Here is a 626-nt window from a genome sequence, read left to right as displayed (position 1 = left end):
CGGTGCTGGTGGCGCTGCACCTGGTGGTGCTGGCACGGCAGGAACGGCCAACACGGGCGGCGGTGGCGGTGGCGCAGCAAACGGCGGCACCGGTAATGGCGGCAATGGCGGCTCGGGTGTCGTCATCGTTTCCTACAACGCACAGCAGACCGTCATCCTGACCGGCGGTGGCCCGTCTTCATGGCTTGTGCCGAACAACTGGAACAGCGCTAACAATTCGATTGAGGTTATTGGCGGTGGTGGTGGTGGTCAGAATGCGGTGGCGGCCGCCGATTCGGGTCCGGGCGGCGGTGGCGGCGCATATTCCAAATCCACGAACATCACGCTGACCGCAAATGCGATCGTGTCCTTGACCGTCGGGATCGGCGGTGCGGCGACGGTCAGCGGCGGCGATTCCTATTTCTGCAACTCGACATCGAACTGCGCATCCATTGCAGGCACCGCAGTCGTGGTCGGCGCGAAGGGCGGTGCTGCCCCGGCCACCCCGAGTGCCGTCAATCAGGCGGGTGGCTTGGGCGGCGCAGCAGCGAGCGGTGTGGCGAGCGGCACCGGAGCGCTGAAGTACAGCGGCGGCAACGGCGGGACCAACGGCACGAGCGGCGGCGGTGGTGGTGGCGGCGGTGGCG

The 626-nt window shown here is 67.4% G+C and carries 1 pseudogene; it reads left to right on the top strand.

From position 1 onward, the window contains the following. Positions 1-626 (top strand): annotated as a pseudogene (locus H8A95_RS43400) (glycine-rich domain-containing protein); the annotation flags it as partial.

The sequence above is a fragment of the Bradyrhizobium oropedii genome, assembly GCF_020889685.1.
In the GTDB taxonomy this organism is placed as follows: Bacteria; Pseudomonadota; Alphaproteobacteria; order Rhizobiales; family Xanthobacteraceae; genus Bradyrhizobium; species Bradyrhizobium oropedii.
The sequence above is the reverse complement of the archived record's forward strand: the minus strand, read 5'-3'. Positions and strand labels throughout refer to the sequence as shown.